Source organism: Pseudomonas sp. NPDC089734, from assembly GCF_044748865.1.
GTDB lineage: Bacteria > Pseudomonadota > Gammaproteobacteria > Pseudomonadales > Pseudomonadaceae > Aquipseudomonas.
In genome coordinates this window covers 1-21,050 of record NZ_JBIVGV010000006.1, presented here as the reverse complement: position 1 = coordinate 21,050, position 21,050 = coordinate 1, and the positions used below count along the sequence as shown (strand labels likewise).

12 protein-coding genes and 1 tRNA gene are annotated in these 21,050 nt (G+C 60.8%); 7 read left to right on the top strand and 6 right to left on the bottom strand.

All coding sequences use genetic code 11. From position 1 onward, the window contains the following. Positions 1–27 precede the first annotated feature (27 nt). Positions 28–588: a CDP-diacylglycerol--glycerol-3-phosphate 3-phosphatidyltransferase gene (gene pgsA, locus ACIPY9_RS09560; protein ID WP_400699888.1), complete on the top strand. Its 561-nt coding sequence runs from the start codon at positions 28–30 to the stop codon at positions 586–588. A gap of 61 nt (positions 589–649) precedes the next feature. Then, positions 650–725: transfer RNA gene (locus ACIPY9_RS09555), tRNA-Gly, on the top strand. Positions 726–798: 73 nt separating this feature from the next. On the opposite strand, the gene ACIPY9_RS09550 is transcribed toward ACIPY9_RS09555, so the two are convergent. The 4 genes from ACIPY9_RS09550 to ACIPY9_RS09535 all read right to left on the bottom strand — a co-directional run bounded on the left by ACIPY9_RS09550 (position 799) and on the right by ACIPY9_RS09535 (position 4,945). After that, entirely contained in the window at positions 799–1,776 is a 978-nt protein-coding gene (locus ACIPY9_RS09550) for a methyltransferase (RefSeq protein ID WP_400699886.1), read from the bottom strand. 153 nt (positions 1,777–1,929) lie between these two features. Next, the gene (locus tag ACIPY9_RS09545) at positions 1,930–3,081 is read right to left on the bottom strand and encodes a beta-ketoacyl-ACP synthase III (RefSeq protein ID WP_400699883.1); all 1,152 of its coding nucleotides are present in this window, start codon (positions 3,079–3,081) and stop codon (positions 1,930–1,932) included. Further along, the gene (locus ACIPY9_RS09540; protein ID WP_400699881.1) at positions 3,078–4,088 is read right to left on the bottom strand and encodes a dialkylrecorsinol condensing enzyme; all 1,011 of its coding nucleotides are present in this window, start codon (positions 4,086–4,088) and stop codon (positions 3,078–3,080) included. The genes ACIPY9_RS09545 and ACIPY9_RS09540 overlap by 4 nt, the downstream gene beginning before the upstream one ends. A gap of 143 nt (positions 4,089–4,231) precedes the next feature. Further along, positions 4,232–4,945, bottom strand: coding sequence for a response regulator transcription factor (locus ACIPY9_RS09535; RefSeq protein ID WP_400699878.1), 714 nt, complete (start codon positions 4,943–4,945; stop codon positions 4,232–4,234). Between the two features lie 411 nt (positions 4,946–5,356). Between ACIPY9_RS09535 and ACIPY9_RS09530 the strand changes: the two genes are divergently transcribed. Then, on the top strand, positions 5,357–5,572 hold the full coding sequence (locus ACIPY9_RS09530) for a DUF3079 domain-containing protein (RefSeq protein ID WP_400699876.1): 216 nt from the start codon (positions 5,357–5,359) through the stop codon (positions 5,570–5,572). Positions 5,573–5,594: 22 nt separating this feature from the next. On the opposite strand, the gene yddG is transcribed toward ACIPY9_RS09530, so the two are convergent. After that, the gene (gene yddG / locus ACIPY9_RS09525; protein ID WP_400699873.1) at positions 5,595–6,494 is read right to left on the bottom strand and encodes an aromatic amino acid DMT transporter YddG; all 900 of its coding nucleotides are present in this window, start codon (positions 6,492–6,494) and stop codon (positions 5,595–5,597) included. Positions 6,495–6,607: 113 nt separating this feature from the next. On the opposite strand from yddG, the gene ACIPY9_RS09520 reads away from it, so the two are divergent. After that, positions 6,608–7,828 (top strand): multidrug effflux MFS transporter, encoded by a 1,221-nt coding sequence (locus tag ACIPY9_RS09520; protein WP_400699870.1) that lies wholly within the window; start codon positions 6,608–6,610, stop codon positions 7,826–7,828. Next, a complete protein-coding gene (locus ACIPY9_RS09515) occupies positions 7,828–8,445 on the top strand; it encodes a TetR/AcrR family transcriptional regulator (RefSeq protein WP_400699869.1) in 618 nt (205 codons plus the stop codon). Before ACIPY9_RS09520 ends, ACIPY9_RS09515 begins: the two co-directional genes overlap by 1 nt. A gap of 4 nt (positions 8,446–8,449) precedes the next feature. Here ACIPY9_RS09515 and ACIPY9_RS09510 read toward each other — a convergent pair whose 3' ends face one another. Continuing rightward, positions 8,450–9,220: a helix-turn-helix transcriptional regulator gene (locus ACIPY9_RS09510; protein WP_400699868.1), complete on the bottom strand. Its 771-nt coding sequence runs from the start codon at positions 9,218–9,220 to the stop codon at positions 8,450–8,452. Positions 9,221–9,556: 336 nt separating this feature from the next. On the opposite strand from ACIPY9_RS09510, the gene ACIPY9_RS09505 reads away from it, so the two are divergent. Together ACIPY9_RS09505 and ACIPY9_RS09500 are read left to right on the top strand one after the other, a co-directional pair. After that, on the top strand, positions 9,557–19,048 hold the full coding sequence (locus ACIPY9_RS09505) for an amino acid adenylation domain-containing protein (protein ID WP_400699867.1): 9,492 nt from the start codon (positions 9,557–9,559) through the stop codon (positions 19,046–19,048). Then, positions 19,045–21,050, top strand: a 2,006-nt coding sequence (locus ACIPY9_RS09500; RefSeq protein ID WP_400699866.1) for a condensation domain-containing protein, incomplete at its 3' end; no start/stop codon positions are given. The genes ACIPY9_RS09505 and ACIPY9_RS09500, both read left to right, overlap by 4 nt.

The following is a 21,050-nucleotide window of genomic DNA, read 5'->3' as shown; positions in this document are numbered from 1 at the left end:
CCCTTCACCTCGTAGCCAGTTGTGCCGATGAATATCCCTAATCTGATTACCGTTCTGCGCGTTGTACTGATTCCAATCTTCATCCTGTTGTTCTATTTGCCGTATGACTGGAGCTACATGGCGGCCAGTACCGTCTTTGCGTTTGCCGCTGCGACAGACTGGCTCGATGGTTATCTGGCCCGCCGTCTTGAGCAAAGCACGCCGTTCGGTGCCTTTCTCGATCCGGTGGCGGACAAGCTGATGGTGGCCGTGGCGCTGGTGCTGCTGGTACAGACGCATGCCAACCTGTGGCTGACACTGCCGGCTGCCGTGATCATCGGTCGCGAAATCGTCATTTCGGCGCTGCGCGAATGGATGGCTGAAATCGGCGCCCGTGCGCAGGTTGCGGTGTCCAACATGGGCAAATGGAAAACGGCCGCCCAGATGCTGGCACTGGTTATCCTTCTGGCCAACCCGCCTGCCGTCACATTCTGGGTCGTCATCGGCTATGCATTGTTGCTGATCGCGGCAGGGCTGACGCTGTGGTCAATGGTGCAATACCTGAAAGCCGCATGGCCTCATTTGAAGACCACTGCCGAAAAGAAATAACTTTTTTGAATCAAGGGCTTGACGAATAAAAGATACCGTATAGAATGGCGGCCATCACCAAGCGGGAATAGCTCAGTTGGTAGAGCACGACCTTGCCAAGGTCGGGGTCGCGAGTTCGAGTCTCGTTTCCCGCTCCAAATACAGAAAAACGCCACTCAAACGAGTGGCGTTTTTTTTTGCGTTTTTAATGTGCCGATTGAGAAGGGTTGTTCAGCCCGTGAGCACTCCTTGTCTTCCGATCGTTTCTGTTGACGGGCCTGCCGGGGCCGGTGTTGCCTGGATGATTGAAAAGGGCGTGGCGGTCTCACAGATGGCCTCCAGCATGAAACCGGCACGTTCGAGCAGTCGGGTGAACTCCTCAGCCGTACGTTCCTTCCCGCTGCCAAAAAGCAGCATTTCAATATCGCTGAGGCGGGTGAGGGGGGACTCTCGCGTCGGATCGATGACTTGATCGACGATAAAAAGCTCGCCGCCCTTTTCCAGTGCCTGCCGACTGTTTTCAAGAATCTTCAGGGCCTCTTCGTCGCCCCAGTCGTGCAGGATGAATTTCATGACATGGGCATCGGCCTGGGCGGGAAATCCGGTGAAAAATGAGCCTTCAGCAAACTCGCAGCGGTCCTGGGATATGGCATTTTGCAGGCTGGGGGCCTTTCGGGCTTGTTCGATGGCTTCGGGCAGGTCGAAGAGGCAGCCTTTCAATTGAGGGTGCCGCAGCAGAATTTCAGCCAGAAACAAACCTCTCCCGCCCCCGACATCGATAACGGAGGTCGCCCGGGAAAGGTCCAGATGCCCGGCGAGCGTCGGCCCCCAGAGTGTGGAGAGGCTGTCCATCGCCTGGTCGAACAGAACCCTGTCATTCGGGGAGTTCTGGAGATATTCAAATAACGGCATCCCCATGAAATGATCGAATGCCGGTTCATTCAGGGTCAGTCCGTCAGCCAGATGCTCCCAGGTGCTGACATGCCAGTCCTGAGCAAAAAGGAGAGCCAGCGGCCGCAGTGAATCGACCCTGTCGGATCGCAACAAGTGGCCCGTCTCGGTCAGTTCGAGCGCATTTTCGGCGCACCCGGTGGCAAGTCCCAGGGCTTCGAGCGCACCCAGCAAACGATACAGTTTCTCTTCTTTTGTACCGAGTGCGATGGCCAGATCGCTCTTGCTGCGAATGCCGCCGTGCAGGGCGTCGATCACACCCAGCTGTAGGGCTGCATGGATCAGTTGGGCTGTCCAGGCGCCGGTGATCATATTCAATAGCGGTATACCGGAGATATCGGTCTGTTCTCCCGTTGCTGTGGAAGGGGGCTTGTTCATGTCATCTCCTTGTCTGTGCGCTCACTGGCCCATTCAAACAGCGGTCATTTTTGCAAACCCTGTCGAGAATCGTCCGCTTTCGGGGACAAAGCAGAGAATGACGTCTCCACGGTCCAGTCGATGGCTGTTGATAAGGTCCGACAACATGAAGTAAAGGGAGGCCGCGCCAATGTTTCCGATGCGCTCCAGGTTTGTAAACCAGCGCGCTTCGGGAATCTCGAAGTTCACCGATTGCAAGGAGGCATAGATTCTCTTGCGAAAGAAGTTCGAGGAGTAATGAGGCAGAAACCAGGTGACTTCGTCTGGTGTTAGAGCCCGTTTTTTCAGAATGTCCTGAAGACCCCGGGCGACCGTGATATTCACCACGTGTTCATTGAGCAGTTTCACATCCTGCTTGATGGAGAATACCGACTGCTCTCCCAGTGCTTTATATGAGTCGAACTCCCGCCATCCTGTGAGAGTTCCCTCTTCATTTTTTATTGCGCCTGCATACATGCAGACCGGAAGCAGATTCGCATAGGACATCATCTCGATCCAGTCGATGCGCAATGATATGCCCTGTGGATCAGGGTGGTCGCTCAACAGAACGGCCCCGGCCCCGTCCGATAGCATCCAGCGCAGAAAGTCCTTTTCAAAGGCGATTTCCGGACGGGCGTCCAGTTCGAGAATGGCGGACTCGGACTCTTCCTGGAAGTGTTTCCCCTGCATGAACGTGGAACTCAGTTCGGAGCCGGTGGCAACAGCCCGATGCACAAGGCCGGAGAGGATGGACGTATAGCCGTATTTCATGGACGACAGCCCGGACAGACAAACGCCACTGAAAGAGGCCACTTCGCAGGGTGGGTTACCCAGTTCGCCATGCACCATGGACGCATGGCTCGGCAATATCTGGTCTGGGGTGCTGGTTCCACAGCACAGCAGTTCCAGTGGTCGTGATGTGGCTTCTTCAAGCGAGAGATTGCGTACGGCCTCGGCTGTCAGTTGTGCGTTGTTAAGGGTGGGTAGCCCTGTCGCGCGGTCGATCACATAGTGACGGTTCTGGATGCCATTGCTGTGCAGTATCTTTTCCCGGATGCGTGATTTTTTTCCGTCTACCAGGCCCAGAATTCCCTCCATCTCATCATTCGAGACAGGGGCGCCAGGCAGAAAGGTGGCCACACGGTTGATGTAGACAGATGCGTTCATGACCGCTCCTTCATGCGAAAGTCGCTGGAGCCGGAAGGCGCTTCAAAGTAGCGGCATTGCTTCTCGAGTGCGGGCTGGCGCATGGGTTTTATCAGTGACCTGAAGCCGATCATGACAGGAATGACCGTGACCACCATCAAGAGCATGAAAATGCCATATGACAGGGCTGTCAGTTTCCTGAGGGGATGTCCTTGAGGTCCTGCTTGTTGAAATAACGTTCCCCAGATCAGAAACGATCGTCGGGCCAGTTTCTCGCTGCCGATCAATCGTGGGTCGACATATACGGCTTTCAGGCCTTCCAGCAGGGGGTGATTCCTTTCTGTATCGCCTCGTAGCAGGGCGGGAAGCAATGCCTTGCCGAACCGTTGCATGTCGGCGATGTCCTCGTCTCTCAGACCGGCCCGCGGAAAGATTCTCCAGAAGGCTTCTCGTTTGCCCGTCAACATCCAGCGAGGTGTCGTGACCAGTGTTTTAAGTGTGCTTCCCCTGTCGGTGATGACCACATTGTCCAGAAGGCGGGCATCGGCCTGAAGCAGCAGGTGCCTGACTTGCTCCTGCGCCTGCAACCACATGTTTCGACAGGCGATCAGGGTGATGACGGCGGTACCTCTCAAGATGATCTGTCCTTCCCGGGACTTCAAAAAGGCGGTGACCGGTGGGCTGGGAGAGAGAAACCAGACGGTGTAGGCAAGGACGATAAGGTCATACTTCGTATCGATATCGAACCCGAAGGGGTGCAGAGGCGTCGGGCACAAATGGACGGTTTCCGGAAACTGATCGAAAAACCGTATGAATGGCCAGGGAAACGGATAAGGAATGAGCGGGTCGAGTCTTTCAATGTCTACCCGAACGTGCACACTCTCAAGAACGGGGCGAATGAAGGCATCTACCACCTGTTTCAATTGGCCCGTTTGTGAGAAATAGACCACAAGCACGCGCTTCATTGTCATTTCCTTCGTTTCTGGAATTTGTTTTCCTGAAGAACGAAAGGAATAACAAAACAGCATGCCCAGCGATGAATCAATAATGGATGGTTTTATGGTTGTCTCTGTTTCTTGAAAATGGTCGAGCGACTTGATTGATAAGTCTAGGGGGCTTCAGAAGGGCGTCAAATGATGTTTTTTCGGAGGTTTGCGGGTTTTAATGTCTGTCAGTGCTGACGTTTCTCAGGCGTGGGACCGGGCAATAGCGCTCTTGGCCCCTGCAACTTGTAACCCATGCCATGAACCGTATGCAGCAAGGGGACATCGAAGGATTTATCGATGATCTTGCGAAGCATATAAATGTTGGTCCTTAAACTGTCCGATTCAGGTGTATTGCCGTCCCAGATGGCCTGCTCGAATTCCTGACGCTTTACTACCGCCGGGCTTTTGCGCATGAGCAGTTCAAGAAGTGTCATGCTGTGGGGGTTCAGTTTGAGCAACTTGCCTGCTCGTCTGACTTCCAGTGTGTCCAGGTCATACGTCAGGTCATGTATTTTCAACATGCGTTGTTTCATGCCGGTAAAACGCCGTGAAATGGATTCAGCGCGGGCCAGCAGTTCGGACAATGCAAAGGGTTTGACGATGTAGTCATCGGCCCCCACATTGAAGCCGGTGATGCGATCATCCAGCGCATCACGAGCGGTCAACATCAGAATGGGGACCTGGTGCCGGGTGTTTTCTCTCAGGGTTTTACACACAAGAATCCCGTCCATGCCAGGCAGCATGAGATCCAGAATGATCGCGTCAAAATGGCCGGTGACGGCATGATGGAAGCCTGTCAGTCCGTCCAGCGCACCGGTGACTTCATGCCCTTTAAGGGTAAAGTACTCGGTGATATTGGCGAGAATGTCTTTGTGGTCTTCGATAACCAGTATGCGCATGACGGAACTCTCGATTCTTATGGTTTAAAACCCGTGGCAGCTGGCTGGATATTTCCGATCACTCCGGTAGTTTTGGCCTGTCCGGTAATACCTCATAGGCATGCGCCGGAAATGTTTTTTCTACACGGGCACAGCCCCAAGTGCCCATGAAAAGGCCATGGACATAACGTTATCGGGGCAGAAGTCAAATTAAAGTGAAAGGGGTGTCAAAAGCCTCTTTCATCTTTAACGGAGTTAATAAGCAAGACGTGTTCTTGCTGTAAGGCAGACCTTTCCTGCAAAAGTTTGATACCCCATTGGCTGATGCGTGACCGGCCTGAGAGTGGTTCGCTCTTGATCCCGGTCAAGGGGCCGCTCTCTTTGTCATGTAATGTGAAGATCCCTCCCATCTGCAGGCTGGGGAACGATGCCATGGCCAAACCCTTTCCTCTGAACCCCAGACACCCCGAGCGTATCTGCTGGGGCTGTGATCAGTATTGCGCAGCCCACGCTCTGGCTTGTGGCAACGGTTCTGATCGTACGATGCACCCGGCGGAGATGTTCGGTGAGGACTGGTACCTGCACGGCGACTGGGGCATCGAGCCACCTGCTGACACTGACAAGGTGGTGAAGGGCAAGGGGGCTTGATTGTCGTCTTGCCCGTTGTGGCTCATTCCTTGTTTGCAGTGGGGCGGGTCGCGTACCAGCAGAGCAGCGAGCCTGTCGTGACGAGAAGGGCGCCTTGCCAGAACTGGGCCGTCAATGTGGCGCCCAGCCAGACTGCGGCAAAGGCTGACGACAGCACAGGCCCGGCGTAGGACGCTGTAGCCATCAGTGTCAGATTTCCCTTCAAAACCCCGATGTTCCACAAGGCGTAGCCGCCTGCCATGGCGATGCCTGCCGCGAGCAATTCCAGGCTGCTCCTCAGCCTGAAGGGCGGGAGTGTTTCCGTGCTCAAGCCATATTTGAGCCACAGCACGGCGGCCGTCAGGATGAAAAACACGGTGACCAGATTCTTGCCGCTTGCATAGCGGCGGGTGACATTGCAGTACAGCGCAAAAGTGATGGCGCAGCCCAGCGCGAGGCTGTAGCTCAGCGGGTTGGACTCGACGTTGGCCACGATGCCGGGCAGGGAAACCCCGTTGGTGCTCACGACCCATACGAGCCCGGCCAACGCCAGGGCGGTGCCGGGCACGATGATCCAGCGTGCTCGCTGGCCATTCATCACAATGGCGAGCAGGACGGTGAGGCAGGGCCACATGTAATTCACCACGCCCAGCTGGATCGCCTGGGTGCTGTCGAGGGCGAAGCCCAGCGAGAGCGACAGGCAGACTTCATAAGCAACGAACAGCGCGTTTCCCAGCACAAGATAAAGCCTGGGGGTCGAGCGCAGACGTGGCCGTCCCAGCAGCGTCACCAACAATATCGAGCCCAGGCTGTAGATCAGGGCGGCTCCACCGAGCGGGCCAAAATGTTCGCTGACACTTCTGATCAGACCCGCAGCGGTGCTCCACAAGAGGATGGCGGCTAATCCGCATGCCGTGGCGGCCCGTTCGCTCTTGATGTGCATGTATCAGCTCTGCCCCAAAAAGGGGCGAGTCTACCTGAGTTGACGTAGGGGGTTCGAGTCATTAGGCTTTATCGCAAACCTACCGACCGGTAGGTAGCTAGATCGAGATACTTATGGAACCTTCAACGTCGGATCGCATTCCTCTCAAGCTGGCCATCGGGCTGGGTGTCATTGGTGCTCTGGGGCCTTCGGCCGTCGACATGTATTTGTCCAGCCTCCCCGAGATCGCCAGGGACTTCGAGGCCAGCTTTACCCGTGTTCAGCTGACCCTGACCTTTTTCCTGCTGGCAATGGGGGCGGGGCAATTACTCTTTGGCCCGGTGGTCGATGCGTATGGTCGGCGCAAGCCTCTGCTCGCCGGGTTATTGCTGTTCGTGCTGTGCTCACTGGGTGCTGCCGCAGCCCCGACCCTTGAAACCCTCATTGCCTTTCGTTTTGCCCAGGGCCTGGGCAGTGCCTTGACGCTGGTGGTGATCATGAGCATGGTGCGTGACGTCAGCCATGGGGTCACGGCCACCCGATTGTTCGCGCTGTTGATGACCATCGAGGGTATTGCCCCCATTCTGGCACCGGCCCTGGGAGGGGTTATAGATGCCTGGTCCGGCTGGCGTGCCGTGATGTTGACGCTGGCCGCATGTGGCGTGGCGGTGCTGTGCAACAGCTGGCTGAACCTGCCGGAAACACTCCCGGCACAGAAGCGTGAACCCCTGTGCTTCCGTTCAGTCTGTCGCACGTACCTTTCGATTGCCCGGGATCCGTGTTTCCTCAGGCCCACACTGGCCGTGGCCGCAGTGTTTTTCTTTCTGTTTGCCTACATTGGTGGCGCGACCTTTGTCTATCAAGAGATTTACGAGTTGGCTCCGCAAGCCTTTGGTATCCTGTTCGGCGCGACCGGGATCGCCGTGCTGCTGGGGGCGATGACAGCAGGCAGGCTGGCAGGTCGTATGGGGCTGAGCCGGTTGAGTCTGATCGGGGTTGGCTGCATGGCGGCAGGTGCGGTCATTGCGCTGGGGGCGGTCCTGAGCGGCGTTGGCCTGACGGGGATTGCTCTGGGCATGGCCGTCGCCCTGTTTGGTCTGGGGATTGCCGAGTCCACGCTCATGTCGCTGGTGATGTCATCGCAAAAGACATCCCTGGGTTCCACGGCGGCACTTCTGGGGGCCATTCAACTTTCAGTGTCTTCGAGTGCCACACCCGTTTCGGCACTGGTTCTGGTTCAGGGGCCGACGGCATGGGCTGCGCTGTTGACGCTCTGCGCACTGGTCGTTCTCGGTCTGACCCGGCTCAGTCTGCATAATAATCCCCACGCATCGTTTCAACTGGCAGGGCACTGATGACAGCGACAACCCCGGATAACCTTTCCCTCAGCCCGGCAGCCGAGCGCGTTGCCCTGATTGCGCTGGAGCAGTTTGCCGAACACGGCTACGACGCGGCATCGCTGAACGATATCGCCATCGGGGCAGGTATCCGGAAGGCTTCGCTTTATGCCCACTTCAAGGGCAAGGACGAGTTGTTTGGCGTGGTTCTGGTGCTGGCACTGGAAGCCGAGCATCACTACGTCGAGGCACAGTTCGCAGGCGAGAAATCCACAACGGCCGGCCAGGAATACCTAGCCAACCTGAAGACGCGCTACACCACCAGCAACGCCTTGCGGTTCCTGCTTCGAGCGGCGTTCTATCCGCCGCAGACCCTGAGGCAGCCGGTGATGAGCGGGTTCGAGAGTTATCTGGCCAGTATCCGCCATGCCTTTCAGGCTGCCCTTGCCAGGTCATCCCCTCAGGTTTCCCCCAGGGCCAGTGGCATCCTGACGGAAAGCTACATGGCAATCATCGACAGCCTGTATGTCGAGCTTATCTATGGCAACGAAGATCACTATGAGCGCCGGTTCAAGGCGCTGCGTTATCTTTCTCGTGTGGTGGATCTTCGTCTGCTGGCCGAAGGCGACGCCTGAGCCGTCACGCCCCGGCCATCCAGCGGGCCAGACCATGCCGCCCGCTGATCCCCAGTTTTGCGGTCGCACGCTTGAGGTAGGTCTCCACCGAGCTGTTCTTGACCTTCAGGCGTTGCGCCATTTCCGGCACGGTGCCGCCAGTCAACAGGCCCAGGCAGACCTCCTGTTCCCGTGCCGAAAGGGTGATGGCGTCCTGTGCCAGGCGCCCGCTGAATGCCTGATGCAAGGAGCCCGTGTCGAGTTCGTCCTGTATTGCGCCACTCCCTGGGGGCGTGGGCAGGGCCATGAGCTGCGCATGATGCTCGACCAGAGGCAACAAGGTATCGGACAGGCTTTTAAGCATGGACAGTTCGGCCAGCGAGAAGGCTTTTACCCCTGGCAGACGATAGAAACAGATGACCCAGCGACGTTCGCCGCTGCTTGAAACCAGATTGCACTGGTGAGCGCTGTCCTGTGGGTTCTGTTTGCTCAGGGAGGCCTTGAGCTGGATCAGCAGCGGGGCTTCCATTTGCATGATGCTGGGCAGCAGCGGATGGCGCAGGTCGTTCGCCGCAGCCGAGTCATGTGGCTGGCCGGCCGTGCCGAGGCGGTCTATCCGGCTGACGCTGGCCCGGCTCATGTCCAGGGTCCATTCGCTCAGGTCCAGACCGTGGATCGGCATCAGTCCGTTGATGAGTTGCAGCATCTGTCCGGCAAAGTCAGCGCTGCCCGTGCTGGAGATCAGGTGGCCCAACTGCACGTAGAAGCGTGGATCGAGGCTGTACTTCAGCTTCATGTGTTTATCTTCCTTGATTCTGACCGTACTAAGGGTTGTCCCGTGGCCGAGTCCTTTGTTGGTTATTGGCAAGCGAAAGTCGCAGTAAGGGTATCAGCTATTCAACCTCAGGGCTTTGTCCTACGTCTGTAGCGGAAAACAGGGACAAGAGTGCCACGCAACCGGACGGTGGCGTTTAGCCAGCGACTTGAATGGAAAGGTCGGAGCCAGCAGGGCCGGGGGCGAAGCGTGTTTACAGGGGAGGGCCGCAGGGAATTGTCCGGGTTTCAGGGGACATACAGGTTACCGGGGCAATGTTTGAATCCGCGGCTTAACTGCCAAGAAGGACCTGGACCCATGTCAGCCGCTGACGTCTTCCCCCTAACCGCTGCCCAGCGTGATATCTGGCTTGACCAGATCAGCCGCGGGGATTCGCCGCTCTATAACATTGGCGGCTACCTGAAACTCACCGGCCCGATGGACCCGACTCTGCTGCAGCGTGCCCTGGAACAATTGGTAGCAGCCCATGATGGATTACGCACCGTATTGCTGCCGGGAGCCGGAGCTGACGGCTTGCCTCTGCAAACATATGCAGCATCGATGCCAGTACCGATGCCGGTGCATGACCTGAGCGACCGCCCCGACCCGGAAGGCGCTGCCGATGAGTTGATTCTTGAGTACATGCAGCGTCCTTATGCACTGGAGGGCAGTCCTCTCTTCAGTTTTTGCCTGATTCGTCTGGCCGCCGATCATCACAGAATGATCTGCATGGCTCATCACCTGATCATGGATGGCTGGGCTTTCGGGCAGATGCTCAAGGCGTTGGGCGAGCATTACACGGCGCTGGTCCGTGGTGAGAGCATTGAGGCCGAAGTCCCGTCCTACAGCGAGTTCATCGAAGACGATGCGCGTTATCACGACTCGCCCCGTTACGAGCGGGACAAGGCCTACTGGCTGGAAAAATATCGTGACTTGCCGGAACCGCTGCTGGTGTCCCGTTATCACAATCGCCGGATCACCGACCCGGCTCCGTCCCACATCTGGGTCCAGAGCTTTCCGGCGACGCTGCACACGCGCATGAAGCAATTGGCCGAGCGTTCGGGATCATCGGCGTTTCATGTGTTGCTGGCGGCCTTGCATGTCTACTTCTCTCGTACCGCCCAACGCGACGACTGGGTGGTCGGTCTGCCGTTGCTCAACCGTATCGGCGCACGTTTCAAGGCTACGCTGGGCCACTTCGCCCAGGTCAGCGCAGTGCGGATGGACTTTTCCCGGGGGCTGACTTTCGAGGCGCTGATCGGTGAGGTGCGGGATTCGCTCAAGCGGGATTTCCGCCATCAACGTTTCCCCTTGAGCGAGCTGAACCGTTCGCTGGGCGTCTCGCGGGAAGAGCGGCCTCAATTGTTCGAGGTTTCGGTTTCCTACGAACAGGAAGACCATGACTACGGTTACGGTGAGGCTCAGGCACAGACGGTGAAGGTCTCGAATGGCTATGAAGCGACCCCGCTGGCCATCCACATGCGTACCAACCGTTACAACGACACCGCCTGCCTGCACATGGTCTATCACCGCGCCTGGTTCGAGGGCGTCGAAGTCGAGGCCATTACCGAGCGTCTGTTGCAGGTGCTGGAGCAGGGTCTTGAAAACCCCGACCTGCACGTCGCTGACTTTGACCTGCTGACTCCCGTCGAACGCCGAGAATTGAGCCAGTGGAACAGCACGGAGGCCGTTTTCGACGGCGGGCAACTGATCCACCAGCGTATCGAACATCAGGCTCTGGTTCGCCCGGACGCCGTGGCCGCGATACATCAGGGGCAACGCCTGACGTACGCGCAACTCAACCACAGCGCCAATGGCCTGGCGTTGCGCCTGATCGAACTGGGCGTGCGCCCGGACGACCGGGTGGCGATCGTGTCCCGCCGAGGGCTGGAAACACTGGTGGGGCTGCTGGCCATTCTCAAGGCCGGTGCCGCCTATGTACCGGTCGATCCGGCGCACCCGCGTGAGCGACTGGCCTATCTGCTGGGTGACAGCAAGCCGGTGGTGGTGCTGAGCCAGTCCGCTCTGATCGAGCGCTTGCCGTCGCTGTCCCAGCCCGTGATTGAGCTGGATCATTGCGACCGGAAGTACGGTGCCCCTGCCAATCCACAGGTTTCAGGCCTGAGCAGCGACAATCTGGTCTACGTGATTTACACCTCGGGCTCCACCGGTGAGCCGAAAGGGGTCATGGTGGAGCACCGGATGCTTGCCAACCTGGTGACCTGGCACTGTGAGGCGTTCTCACTGGGCGAAGGAGGGCATGCGTCATGCCTGGCCGGTTTCGGGTTCGATGCCATGGCATGGGAAGTCTGGCCGGCCCTGTGTTCCGGTGCGACCCTGCATCTGGCGCCGGTCCTGGAGGGCGGGGAAGACATTGACGCCTTGCTGACCTGGTGGCGTTCCCAGCCGCTGGATGTCAGCTTCCTGCCCACGCCGGTGGCCGAATACGCGTTCAGCCAGGACGACGTTCATCCAACCCTGCGGACTCTGCTGATCGGCGGTGACCGCCTGCGCCAGTTCAACCGTGATCCGGGCTTTGCCGTGATCAACAACTATGGCCCTACCGAAACCACCGTGGTCGCGACCTCGGGCCGGGTGCTGGTCGACGGCACTTTGCACATCGGCGGCCCGATTGCCAACACCCTGACCTACGTGCTCGATGAGCACCTGCAACCGGTGCCGGTGGGCGTGACCGGTGAGTTGTACATCGGTGGCGTAGGTGTCGCCCGTGGTTATCTGAACCGTCCCGAACTGACCGAGGAGCGCTTTGTTGCCGACCCGTTCAGCCCGGCTCCGCAGGCTCGGATGTACCGCAGTGGTGACCTGGTGCGCTGGAACACCGACGGCACCCTGGATTACCTGGGACGCAACGACGATCAGGTGAAGATCCGCGGTATCCGCATCGAACTGGGCGAGATCGAATCGGTGCTGGCCAGCCAGCCCGGCGTGAAAGAGGCCGTGGTACTGGTGCGCGATGAACAATTGCTGGCCTGGTTCACCGAAAGCGATGCCGTAGACTCCGAAGCATTGCGTCAGGCCCTGAGGGCCTGTTTGCCGGGGTACATGGTGCCCCGTGCCTTTACGTACCTGACGGCCTTGCCGCTGACCCCGAACGGCAAGCTCGACCGCCGTGCGCTGCCGGACCCTGATCCGGCGGCGCTGCTCGGGCAGGCTTACGAGCCGCCACAGGGCGAGGTGGAAATCGCCATGGCCGCCATCTGGGCGCAAGTCCTGGGCGTGGAGCGGGTAGGCCGCCACGACAACTTCTTCGAGCTGGGCGGCCATTCGTTGCTGGCCATCAACCTGGTGGACCGCCTGCGCAAGGCCGGGCTTCAGGCCGATGTGCATGTACTGCTCGGTCAACCGACCGTGGCCGCTCTGGCCGCCTGCAAAGGCAACGCTCAGGACGTGACGGTACCTGCCAATCGCGTACCTGAGGGTTGCACGCAGATCACCCCGGCATTGCTGAGCCTGACCGATCTGGACCAGTCGTCCATCGACCGCATTGTCGCCACCGTGCCGGGCGGTGCCGCCAACGTCCAGGAAATCTACCCGCTGGCACCGTTGCAGGAAGGCATTCTCTATCACCACCTGACGGCCACCCAGGGCGATCCGTATCTGCTGCAATGGCGTCTGGCCTTCGACAGCCTGGCGCGCCTGCAAGCCTGGGCCGATGCGCTTCAACAGGTCATTGACCGTCACGACATCCTGCGCACTTCCGTGGTCTGGGAAGGGCTGGAAAAACCGCAACAAGTGGTCTGGCGCAAGGCCAGGCTGACCGTGCAGCCGGTCAGTTTCGAGGCTCATGATCCGCAGATCTCGGTCATTGAGCGCCTGCATCGGCAATTCGATGCCCGCCATCATCGGCTGGAACTGTCCCAGGCACCGCTCATGCGTCTGGTGCATGCCGATGACCCGGACAATCGTCAGGTCGTGGCGATCCTGCTGTTTCACCATCTGGTGCTGGATAACGCGGCCATGGAGGTGGTCAGCGCTGAAATGCAGGCGCTGTTGTTCGGTCAGCAGGCCGATCTGGAAGCGCCGGTGCCTTACCGCAACTATGTGGCCCGTGTGCGGATGGGGGACGATGCCCGGCACAAGGCGTTTTTCAGTGAGATGCTGGGAGACATTGACGAGCCGACCCTGCCTTTCGGTCTTCAGGATGTCAGGACCGATGGCAGCGGTATCGAAGAAGCCCGCCTGACACTCGACAAGGACCTGGCCCTGCGCTTGCGTGAGCAGGCCCGTCAGCAGGGCGTGAGTGCGGCCAGCCTGATGCACCTGGCCTGGGCGCGGGTGTTGAGTGTGCTTGCCAACCGTCGTGACGTGGTCTTCGGCACCGTGCTACTGGGCCGCATGCAGAGCGGCGAGGGGGCCGACCGGGCGCTTGGCGTGTTCATCAACACCTTGCCATTGCGGGTCGATACGGGGACCGACGCAGGCGAAGCCGTGAAGAGCGTGCATTCGCGCCTGTCGGCCCTGCTGGCCCACGAGCATGCTTCGCTGGTGCTGGCGCAAGGGTGCAGCGGCGTTGCGGCGGGTTCTCCGCTGTTCAGTGCCTTGCTCAACTACCGCCACAGCGCCAATGTAAAACCGCTCGACGGTGAAGGCGCGTGGCAGGGCGTACGGGTGCTGGGTGGCGACGTACGCAGCAACTACCCCCTGACGCTGAGCGTTGACGACATGGGCGACGCTTTTGACCTGCACGTGCTGGCGCTGGAGGGTATCGGTGCCGGGCGCGTGGTGGGCTGGATGCAGCACACGCTGGCGCAACTGATTCAGGCTCTGGAAAAGGCCGCTCCCGTGCCCCTGACCGGTGTGTCGATCCTCAAGGAGGACGAGCGCCGCCAGTTGCTGGTCGATTTCAATGCCAGCGCACAAGCCTTTCCGCAGGGGCAGACCGTACATGCGATGGTCGAGGCCCAGGCCGCTCTCAGACCCGAAGCCCAGGCCGTTGTCCAGGGCGCTCAGGTCCTGACCTATGCCGAACTCAACCGCCGCGCCAACCGACTGGCTCATCACCTGATCGGCCTGGGCGTGCAGCCGGACGAGCGTGTCGCCTTGTGCCTGAGCCGCAGCCCGGACCGTCTGGTCGGCCTGCTGGCGGTACTCAAGGCCGGTGCGGCCTATGTGCCGGTGGACCCTGCCTATCCGGGCGAGCGGATCACCTATCTGCTGCTGGACAGCGCACCGCGTGTGGTGCTGGTCGATGATGCGACCCAGGCACTGGTCGGGGACGTGCCCCAGGTGAACCTGAATCAGGCCGCCTGGCATCAGGAAGCCGACAGCAATCCGCAGGTGCCGGGCCTGAACGACGAGCATCTGGCCTATGTGATCTACACCTCCGGCTCCACCGGGCAACCCAAGGGGGTGATGGTCGAACACCGCACCCTGAACAATCTGGTGCACTGGCATTGCCAGGCGTTCGATCTGCATGCAGGCAGCCACACCGCCAGCGTGGCCGGTTTCGGCTTCGATGCCATGGTCTGGGAAGTCTGGCCTGCGCTCTGTGTGGGCGCGGTCTTGCATCTGCCGCCGGCCAATGTAGGCAACGAGCATGTGGATGAACTGCTCGACTGGTGGCTGGAGCAGCCGCTTCAGGTCAGTTTCCTGCCCACGCCGGTGGCCGAGCAGGCGTTCCGGCGGTCGCGCCAGCACCCGACCTTGCGCACCTTGTTGATCGGTGGTGACCGCCTGCGTCAGTTCGACCGTGATCCGGGCTTTGCCGTGATCAATAACTATGGCCCGACCGAAACCACCGTGGTCGCGACCTCGGGGCAGGTTCAGGTCGGCGGGTCGCTGCACATCGGCGGGCCAATCTCCAACACCCATATCTATGTGCTGGATGAGCAGTTGCAGCCTGTGCCGGTGGGTGTCAGCGGTGAGCTGTACATCGGCGGCTCGGGTGTTGCCCGGGGTTACCTGAATCAGGCGGACCTGACCCGTGAACGTTTCGTCACCGATCCGTTCAGTGGCCAGGCGCAGGCGCGCATGTACCGTAGCGGCGACCTTGTACGCTGGAATGCCGACGGCACCCTGGATTACCTGGGTCGCAACGACGATCAGGTCAAGATCCGCGGCATGCGCATCGAGTTGGGCGAGATCGAGGCGGCCCTTGCGGCTCAGGCCGGCGTGAAGGATGCGGTGGTGCTGGTGCGTGGCGAACGCCTGTTGGCGTGGTTCACCGAGAGCGCTGCGGTGCTGGTGGATGCACTGCGCGAGGCTCTGACGGCACGTTTGCCGGGCTATATGGTGCCGCTGGCTTTCATCCGCCTGGAAACCCTGCCACTGACCAGCCATGGCAAGCTCGATCGCCGTGCACTGCCGGACCCGGCCCAGGAAGATCTGGCCCGTCAGGCCTATGAAGCGCCGCAAGGCGAAACGGAAACCACCATCGCCGGACTCTGGGCACAGGTGCTGGGTGTCGACCGGGTCGGGCGGCATGACAATTTCTTTGAACTGGGCGGTCATTCCCTGCTGGCCGTCAGCCTGGTGGAGCGCATGCGCAACGCCGGTCTGAGCGCCGACGTGCGGGTACTTCTGGGGCAACCGACCGTGGCGGCTTTGGCGGCCTCCGTCGGCACGGGGCGCGAAATCGCGGTGCCGGCCAACCTCGTACCGGCAGGCTGCACGCGGATCACGCCGGACATGTTGAGCCTGTCGCAACTGGAGCAGTCCGCCATTGACCGGATTGTCGACACGGTCCCCGGCGGTGCTGCCAATGTGCAGGAAATCTACCCGCTGGCCCCCTTGCAGGAAGGGATTCTCTATCACTACCTGACGGCGGATCAGGGCGACCCCTACCTGCTGCAATTGCGCATGACCTTCGACAGTCTGGAGCGTCTGCACACGATTGCCGAAGGCCTGCGCAAGGTCATTGCACGTCATGACAGCCTGCGTACCGCCGTGGTCTGGGATGGCCTGGAAGTCCCGCAGCAGGTGGTCTGGCGTCATGCCGAACTGCCTCTTGAAGAGGTGTCGCTTGCGCAGATCGAGGCCGAAGCCCGTTCGGCACGTATCGACCTCAGCCAGGCACCGCTGATCCGCCTGATCTACAGCCGGGAGCCTGCCAGCCCGCGCCTGCAGGCCACGCTGCAATTCCATCACATTGTGGTGGATGCCACGGCCCTGGAAGTGATGCGTGAGGAAATCCTTGCCCACCTGCGGGGTGAAGCGGAGCCAGCACAACCTTCCGTGCCTTATCGCAATTACGTGGCCCAGGCATGTCTGGGTGTCAGTGAGGCGGAGCACGAAGCCTACTTCCGCGAGCAACTGGGCGATATCGACGAACCGACCCTGCCATTCGGCCTGCATGACGTTCAGGGCGATGGACAGGGCATCGAAGAGGCCCAACAGGTCTTGCCCGACGACCTGGTACTGCGTCTGCGCAGCCAGGCCCGGCAACTGGGTGTCAGCGTTGCCAGCCTGTTCCATCTGGCCTGGGGCCGGGTGCTGGCCGCGACCACCGGCAAGGACCGGGTGGTGTTCGGCACGGTGCTGATCGGCCGTCTGCAGGGCGGGGAAGGTGCGGACCGTGGCATGGGCATGTTCATCAATACCCTGCCGCTGCGGGTCGATCTGACTGACATCGACGTGCGGGAAGGGGCGCGCACCACCCATGCACGGCTTGCGGCACTGCTCGGCCACGAACATGCCTCTCTGGCCCAGGCGCAGCGCTGGAGCGGTGTTGCCGCGCCTCTGCCGCTGTTCAGCGCCATCCTCAATTTCCGCCACAGCGCCGGGCAGGCCCGTCAGGATGCGCAACGTGATGCATGGCGTGGTCTGGAGATTCTCGCCAGCGAGAAAAACACCAACTATCCCTTGAGCCTGAACGTCGACGATCTGGGCGAGCAACTGCGCCTGTCCGTGACGGTGACGCCTCAGGTCGGCGCCCGGAGAATCTGCCGTTACGTGCAGCAGACCTTGAGCGGGCTGGTCGAGGCTCTGGAATCTTCGTCCGGCCTGTCGTTGCAACACCTGCCGGTACTGGATGACGACGAGCGCCAGCAGTTGCTGGTCAACTTCAACGAAACGGCGAAGGACTACGACCTGGAGCACACGCTTCATGGGCTGTTCGAGGCACAGGTCGCCCGTATGCCCCAGGCCGTGGCGCTGCGTGCCGAAGGCGTACAACTGAGCTATCAGGCCCTCAACGAGCAGGCCAACCGTCTGGCTCATCACCTGATCGGCATGGGGGTAAAACCCGATGATCGAGTGGCGATCTGCGTCGAACGCGGTGCATCCATGGTGATCGGCCTGCTGGCCATCCTCAAGGCGGGCGGTGCCTATGTGCCGCTGGACCCGGGCTACCCTCGCGAGCGTATCCACTACATGCTCGAGGACAGCGCACCTGTCGCGGTACTGGTCCAGGCCGCGACCCGCACGCTGCTCAATGAGGAACGCACACCGCGTGTAGACCTCGACGACCACGCCTGGAACCTGCAGAGCGCCGAAAATCCACGCATCGACGGCCTGACGCCGGATCACCTGGCTTATGTGATCTACACCTCCGGTTCTACCGGGCAGCCCAAAGGTGTGATGGTCGAGCACCGTAGCGTCGGCAACCTGATCCACTGGAGTTCCAGTCTGTGCCCGCCGACAGCACAGGGTGCGTTGTTGCACAAGACACCGATCAGCTTCGACGCTTCGGTGTGGGAGCTGTTCTGGCCACTGTGCGCGGGCCTGCCGCTGGTGCTGGCCCGTCCTGACGGGCACCGCGATCCGGCTTACCTGATGCACGTGATCCGCGAGCAGCAGGTCAGTGTGGTGCAGTTCGTACCGGCCTTGCTGCAACAGTTCCTCGATCTGGAAGAAAGCAGTCAGTGCACCAGCCTGACCGATGTCTTCTGCGGTGGTGGCGAATTGACCATGGCCCTGGCCGAGCGCGTGCGCCAGCGCCTGCCGGGGGTACGCCTGCACAACGTCTACGGCCCGACCGAAGCCACCGTGGATTGCAGCGTCTGGACCCTGGAGCCGGAGGCGCCGGTGCCGCAGACCGTATTGCCGATCGGGCGTCCTATCTGCAACACCCGTCTGTACGTGCTGGACGAACACGATCAGCCGGTGCCGCTGGGTGTGATCGGTCAGTTGCACATCGGTGGCGCAGGTGTCACCCGAGGGTACCGGAACCTGCCGGAGGCGCAGGCTGAACGCTTCATCGACAGCCCGTTCGTGGCCGGTGACCGCCTGTACCGCAGCGGTGACCTGGTGTGTCAGCACGCGGACGGCAACCTGGAGTTCCTGGGGCGCAACGACGATCAGGTCAAGCTCCATGGCTTGCGGATCGAACTGGGCGAGATCCAGGCATGCCTGGCCCGTTATCCGGGTATCCATCAGGCCGTGGTGCTGGCGCGCGACGAGCAGCCGGGCGGCCAGAGGCTGGTGGCTTACTACACCGGTACCTTGCTGCCGGTCGAGACGCTGCGCGAAGCGTTGCGGGCGCAGTTGCCGGACTACATGGTCCCGGCCCTGTATGTACACATCGACGCCTTCCCCCTGAGCCCCAACGGCAAGGTGGACCACAAGTCGTTGCCAGCGCCGGGTGCCGACGCGGTGCTGACACGTCCCTACGAAGCGCCTGAGGGTGAGATGGAGGAACTGCTGGCACAGCTCTGGGCCGAGCTGCTCGGTGTCGAGCGGGTAGGGCGGCACGACAACTTCTTTGAACTGGGCGGTCATTCGCTCCTGGCGGTCAGCCTGACCGCCCGACTGCGCCAGGAAGGCATCGAAGCCGATGTCCGGGCGCTGTTCGAACAACCTACGCTGGCCGGCTATGCAGCCATCACAGAGAGCATGGAGATTATCCTGTGAGCATCAACGAACTCTTGGCGACACTGAAGGCCAATGACATCAACCTGTCGGTCAAGGACGGGCAGCTGGTGGTGCAGGGCAACCGCCGCGCACTGACCGACAAAGGCCTGGTGGAGCATCTGCGCGAGCACAAGCCGGCATTGATCGAGCTGATCGAGCAGGGCGAGTGCCTGAGCAGCAAGCGTGGCGCCCCGACGTTGCCGGAAAACGGCATTCCTTCGGGCTGCACACGAATCACTCCCGAAATGCTGACGCTGGTATCGCTGGATCAGGACGCCATCGACCGTCTGGTCGCCCATGTTCCCGGCGGCGCAGCCAATGTGCAGGACATCTATCCGCTGGCCCCCCTGCAGCAGGGCATTCTCTATCACCATGTCACGGCCAGCCATGGCGATCCCTATGTGATGCACGTGCAGTTTGCCTTTGCCGACCGCGAGCGTCTGGACGCCTTTGCCGTGGCGTTGCAAACCGTGATCGCACGGCATGACATCCTGCGTACTTCGGTTCACTGGGAAGGGGTTGAAACCCCGGTTCAGGTCGTCTGGCGGCATGCCGGACTCAAGGTCGGCGCATTGTCTGAAAGCGCCCAGGCCATCATGGACCTCGGCCAGGCACCGCTGATTCGTCTGGTCTTCGACGAAACCGAGAGTCAGCAGGGGGTAAGGGCAACCCTGCAATTCCACCACATCGCCATGGACCACAGCGCCCTGGAAGTGGTACGTCATGAAATACAGGCCTGCCTGAGTGGCCAGGCCGGTCTGCTGGGCACCCCGGTGCCGTTTCGCAACTACGTGGGGCAGGCCCTGCTGGGTGTCAGCGAGCAGGAGCACGAGGCGTTCTTCCGCGAGATGCTGGGCGACGTCGATGAACCGACCCTGGCCTATGATCTGCAAGACCTCAGCGGTGACGGCGACGACATCGAGGAATACACCCTGACGCTGGACCTGGAGCTGTGCCGGCGTCTGCGCAGCCAGGCGCGCACGCTCGGGATCAGTGTGGCCAGCCTGTTCCACCTGGGATGGGCACGGGTTCTGGCCGGCCTGACCGGACGCCAGCGTGTGGTATTCGGTACGGTGCTGATGGGGCGTCTGCTGGGAGCCGAGGCCACCGAGCGGGCGCTGGGCATCTTCATCAACACCTTGCCGTTGCGTCTGGATGTGGACGCACAGGACGTGCGCAGTGCCGTCCGCGCAACCCACCAACGCCTGACCACGCTGATGCGTCATGAACATGCGCCGCTGGCTCTGGCCCAGCGATGCAGCGGTGTTGCGGCACCCACGCCCTTGTTCAATGCCTTGCTCAATTACCGCCACAGCGCGCCGCAGACGGGCGGCGAAACCTGGCAGGGCATCGAAGTCCTGCATGCGCGGGAGCGCAGCAACTACCCGCTGGTGGTGAGCGTCGACGATCTGGGCGAAGCCTTCAGTTTTACCGCGCAAACCACCTCGGGCCTTGACCCGCTGCATATCTGTGCCTACCTGAACCGTGCCATGGAGCACTTGCTGGAAGCACTGGAGCAGGCACCGCAGACACCGGTCGAGCGTGTGGACATCCTGCCCGTCGAGGAGCGCACGCGGCTGCTGGAACGCTTCAATGACTATCACCTCGATCAGGAAACCGTGCTGACGATCCACCAGCGCATCGAGCGTCAGGCACTTGCGCAGCCTGATGCCATTGCCGCGCAAGTGGGCGACCAGCGCCTGAGCTACCGCGAGCTGAATCGCCAGGCCAATGCGCTGGCCCATCACCTGATCGGCCTGGGCGTGCGCCCGGATGACCGCGTGGCCGTGGTCGCTCGCCGCAGCCTGGATACCCTGGTCGGCCTGCTGGCGGTGCTCAAGGCCGGTGTGGGCTACGTGCCGGTGGACCCGGCGCACCCGGATGAGCGCATTGCCTACCTGTTGAGCGACAGCGCGCCCGTGGCGGTGCTGACCCAGCAGGCGCTGCTGGCCGGTCTGCCGTCGCTGGACGTGCCGGTGATTGCCCTGGATTCGCCGGACTG

Bases quoted from the DNA above. Each gene is read 5' to 3' on its own strand.
- pgsA (WP_400699888.1), top strand. From the start codon at position 28: ATGAATATCCCTAATCTGATTACCGTTCTGCGCGTTGTACTGATTCCA.
- yddG (WP_400699873.1), bottom strand. From the start codon at position 6,494: ATGCACATCAAGAGCGAACGGGCCGCCACGGCATGCGGATTAGCCGCC.
- ACIPY9_RS09520 (WP_400699870.1), top strand. From the start codon at position 6,608: ATGGAACCTTCAACGTCGGATCGCATTCCTCTCAAGCTGGCCATCGGG.
- ACIPY9_RS09545 (WP_400699883.1), bottom strand. From the start codon at position 3,081: ATGAACGCATCTGTCTACATCAACCGTGTGGCCACCTTTCTGCCTGGC.
- ACIPY9_RS09510 (WP_400699868.1), bottom strand. From the start codon at position 9,220: ATGAAGCTGAAGTACAGCCTCGATCCACGCTTCTACGTGCAGTTGGGC.
- ACIPY9_RS09515 (WP_400699869.1), top strand. From the start codon at position 7,828: ATGACAGCGACAACCCCGGATAACCTTTCCCTCAGCCCGGCAGCCGAG.
- ACIPY9_RS09505 (WP_400699867.1), top strand. From the start codon at position 9,557: ATGTCAGCCGCTGACGTCTTCCCCCTAACCGCTGCCCAGCGTGATATC.
- ACIPY9_RS09540 (WP_400699881.1), bottom strand. From the start codon at position 4,088: ATGCTGTTTTGTTATTCCTTTCGTTCTTCAGGAAAACAAATTCCAGAA.
- ACIPY9_RS09535 (WP_400699878.1), bottom strand. From the start codon at position 4,945: ATGCGCATACTGGTTATCGAAGACCACAAAGACATTCTCGCCAATATC.
- ACIPY9_RS09530 (WP_400699876.1), top strand. From the start codon at position 5,357: ATGGCCAAACCCTTTCCTCTGAACCCCAGACACCCCGAGCGTATCTGC.